3 protein-coding genes and 1 pseudogene are annotated in these 4,213 nt (G+C 69.3%); all 4 read left to right on the forward strand.

Going from position 1 to position 4,213, the window contains the following annotated elements:
• The first annotated feature begins 38 nt into the window (after nt 1–38).
• A complete protein-coding gene (rbsD, locus tag AC27IQ_RS19595) occupies nt 39–428 on the forward strand; it encodes a D-ribose pyranase (protein ID WP_284404829.1) in 390 nt (129 codons plus the stop codon).
• Between the two features lie 35 nt (nt 429–463).
• The gene (locus AC27IQ_RS19600) at nt 464–1,405 is read left to right on the forward strand and encodes an MBL fold metallo-hydrolase (protein ID WP_487090480.1); all 942 of its coding nucleotides are present in this window, start codon (nt 464–466) and stop codon (nt 1,403–1,405) included.
• 212 nt (nt 1,406–1,617) lie between these two features.
• Nucleotides 1,618–3,939: a TonB-dependent receptor gene (locus AC27IQ_RS19605; protein WP_487090481.1), complete on the forward strand. Its 2,322-nt coding sequence runs from the start codon at nt 1,618–1,620 to the stop codon at nt 3,937–3,939.
• 71 nt (nt 3,940–4,010) lie between these two features.
• A pseudogene (locus tag AC27IQ_RS19610) lies at nt 4,011–4,213 on the forward strand (hypothetical protein); the annotation flags it as partial.

The following is a 4,213-nucleotide window of genomic DNA, read 5'->3' on the forward strand; positions in this document are numbered from 1 at the left end:
TCGCCGCCAGCCCCCCGCCCACCCGACTGGAGATTGCTATGAAACGCCGCGCTTTGCTGCACGCCGAACTCTCGCATGCCATCGCCTGCATGGGCCACGGCGACATGCTGGTCATCGGGGACGCGGGCCTGCCCATTCCCCCCGGGCCACGCCGCATCGACCTGGCCGTCACGGCCGGCATCCCCGCCGTGGACGAGGTGCTGTGCGCCGTCCTCTCCGAACTGCAGGTGGAGCGCGCCATCGTCGCCACCGAAGCCGTCGAACGCGCCGAAGGCCAGTTGCCGGACTGGTGCCTGCTGCCCGTGGCGCCCGAGACCGTGCCGCACGAGGAATTCAAACGGCTGTGCCAGCAGGCGCGGGTGATGGTGCGCACCGGCGAATGCACGCCCTATGCGAATGTCATACTCATCGCCGGCGTGACGTTCTAGACGGCCCGGGGCGGCGCGCCATGAAAGCCACCGCCATGCCCCCCCTCTCAACGCCCTCCGGCCCCGCGCCCCTGCCCCCCGGCATGACCGTGCTGGAGCGCGGCTGGCTGTCGGCCAACAACATCGTGTTCATCGGCGCCGGGCACACGGCGGTGGTGGACACCGGCTACTGCACCCATGCCGCGCAGACCGTCGCGCTGCTGCAGGGCGCACTGCAGGGCCGCGCGCTGGACCGTGTGCTCAACACCCACCTGCACAGCGACCACTGCGGCGGCAACGCCGCGCTGCAGGCGGCCTGGCCCGCCCTCGGCACCTTCATCCCCCCGGGCCAGGCGGCCCATGTGCGCCAGTGGGACGCCAACGCCCTGAGCTACACGCCCACGGGCCAGGACTGCCCACCGTTTCGCATGGACGGCGTGCTGCAGCCGGGCACTGAAGTGATGCTCGGCGACCGGGCCTGGCAGGTGCATGCGGCCCCCGGTCACGACCCGCATTCGATCGTGCTGTTCGAGCCGGTCGACGCCGTGCTGATCTCGGCCGACGCGCTGTGGGAGAACGGCTTCGGCGTGGTCTTTCCCGAGCTGGAGGGCGACAGCGCCTTCGCCGACGTGGCGACCACGCTTGACCTGATCGAGTCGCTGGCGCCGCGCACCCTCGTGCCCGGGCATGGCCGCGTCTTCACCGGCCTTGCCCCGGCGCTGGACACCGCCCGGCGGCGGCTGGACGGCTTCGTGCAGGCACCCGAAAAGCACGCGCGCTACGCCGCCAAGGTGCTCGTCAAGTACAAGCTGCTGGAGTGGCAGCAGGCCGAGGCGCAGCGGCTCTGGGCCTGGGCCGCCGCGACGCCCTATTTCGCGCTGCTGCACGCGCGCTACTTCGCCGACCAGCCGCTGCAGGCTTGGCTGGAGGGCACGGTGCAGGACCTCGTGCGCTCGGGTGCGGCCGCCCTCCAGGGCACGCAGATCCACAACCGGTAGGGCAGAAGGCGCGGCCCCCGGCCTCGCTGGCTCTGCACGCCCGTGCCGGGGCCGATTGCACCTCCCACCCCTCGTCCGGCGCACCTCCCTTGCGGAATTTGTGGCGGAAATCTTACAAATTGTCAGATTCCACGCCGCGCCTCTGTCAGACAACACCTTAACGAGAGTGATTCGTATCAATAATCGCGGCTGTTTTTGGTTCTGACAACAAAATGAAACACTACAACCCCGTCAAGAAGCCCCGCAGCCTCCGCCTGGCCGAGGGCGTTGCCGCCAGCCTCTCCACCGCCGTGCTGCTGCCCTGGGCCGCCATGGCCCAGACCGCACCGCCGCAGGACGCCACCGTCCTGCCGACCGTGACGGTGCAGGACCAGGCCATCGATCCCAACCCCAATGCTGAAGTGGGCGCGCCCTACAAGGCCAAGACCTCGGCCGACGTGCGCCACACGCGGCCCCTGGCGGAAACGCCCCAGACCATCTCGGTGGTGACCAAGGCCGCGATCGACGACTCCGGCTTCACCGACCTCAAGCAGATCCTCGCGGCCCAGCCCGGCATCACCCTGGGCACGGGCGAGAACGGCAACGCCTTCGGCGACCGCTACATCATCCGCGGCCAGGAAGCCCGCAGCGACGTGTTCGTGGACGGCCTGCGCGACCCCGGCATGACGACGCGCGAGAGCTTCGCCATCGAGCAGCTCGAAATCACCAAGGGCCCGAACTCGACCTTTGCCGGCCGCGGCTCGGCCGGTGGCGCGATCAACGCCATCACCAAGCAGGCCACGCTGGACTACGACTTCTCGCGCATCTCCGTGGGCGCGGGCAGCGACGGCTACCGCCGCGCCACGCTGGATGCCAACAAGGGCTTCTCGGATCAGTTCGCGCTGCGCGCCAACGCGCTGTACAGCACCGAAGGCGTGCCGGACCGCGACCCGTCCAAGCGCCGCCGCGAGGGCCTGGCGCTGTCGGGCCTGTGGGAAGCCAATGCCAACCTGTCGGTCACGCTGGACTACTACGGCCTGCGCGCCAGGGACAAGTACCCCGACCTGGGCAGCTACCTGCTCGGCACGGTGCCCAACCGCGTGCCCGCCACCGGCGTGCCCGTGTACGCGCAGAGTCAGGACTTCCTGAACTCCGACGTGGACGCCCTGACGGCACGCGTCAAGTGGCGCATCGCGCCCGACAAGACCCTCACCAGCCTGACGCGCTACGGCACGTCCGACAACGGCTACGTGGTCACCGGCGCCTCGGGCGGCACGCGCTACAGCAACGGCACGCCGTTCACCAGCGCCTCGCTGAGCACGCACAACGGCTGGCAGGAAGTGAAGTACTTCGCGCACCAGACCAACCTGCGCTGGGACACCGAGATCGCCGGCAAGAAGAACGAACTCATCTTCGGCCTCGAATACACGGACCACCAGGTGACGCGCGGCAACTACGCCGTCACCAACACCGGCGCATTCAACTGCCGCACGCAGGCGGGCACGGGCGCCAACACGGCCTATTGCCTCTCGGGCCCCTCGGGCGCCGTCACGCCGGGCCTGAACTCCATCATGGGCCGGCAGATCGCCCAGACGCCCTGGGCCAACGACTGGCAGGTCAAGAGCTTCGCGCTCAGCGCCATGGACACGGTGGACCTGACCGACCAATGGACGGTGTTCGGCGGCGTGCGCGCCGACTACACCGACTTCAGCCTCGTCACGCGCAACGCCACCACGGCCGCGCAGACGGGCAACTACAGCTACACCGACACCCTGCTCAACGGCCACCTGGGCGTGTCGCACAAGATCAACCCCATGGGCATCGTGTACGCCAGCTACGGCTCGGCCCAGGACATCAACGGCGGCGAATCCGACACCGGCACCAGCAGCGGCTACGGCGGCCTGGTGGTCTACAACGGCAGCGCCGCCGGCGCCAAGCCCGAGACCTCGCGCAATCTGGAAATCGGCACCAAGTGGAACCTGCTGGACAACAAGCTGCTGTTCACGGCCGCGGCGTTCCAGACCACCAAGTCCGACGTGATGGAGGGCGCCAACTACGACTCGCTGGGCACCTTCAACACCGGCAAGAACCGCGTGCGCGGCGTCGAATTCGGCCTGGTGGGCAACGTGACCTCCCAGTTCACGGTGCAGGCCGGCGTGGCGTTCATGAAGTCCAAGGTGCTCAAGTCGGCCACGGCGGCCAACGTGGGCCTGCCGCTGTCGAACTTCGCCGACCGCTCGTTCTCGGTGCAGGGCAAGTACCAGCTGACCCCCGCGCTGTCCGTGGGCGCCACGGCGCGGCACGAAAGCGACCGCTGCGGCGGCCAGCCCGACACCGGCGCGAGCTACACCAACGGCACCTGCGCGCAGCCCGTGCCCTCGTTCACCGTGTACGACCTGTTCGCCTCGTACCGCCTGAACAAGCACGCCGACATCCGCATCAACGTGCTCAACGCCGGCGACAAGGACTACTACACGGCGGTGTACCGCTCGGGCTCGTTCCTGTACAAGGGCGACGGGCGGGCGGTGCGCGTCACGCTCGACTACGAGTTCTGATCGGCGCGCTGGCAACGGCGCCCCGGGTCTGATCCAATGCCGGGCTCTGCCCGGCATTGCCGCTTTCAACGATGACCCCAGCCCTTCCCTTCACCGCACCGCCTCCGCCGCCGGACCGCATTCCGCCCGGCGTGCACGGCGCGCTCGACTACGCCCTGCTCGCGCCCAAGCACATGGATGCCGCGCACCATGCCTACGTGGCGGGCGGCAGCGGCCTGGGCACGTCGGCGCAGGCCAACCGGCGCGCCTTCGACGGCTGGGCCGTGCTGCCCCG

It is taken from the genome of Acidovorax sp. KPB24-07 (assembly GCF_057543315.1).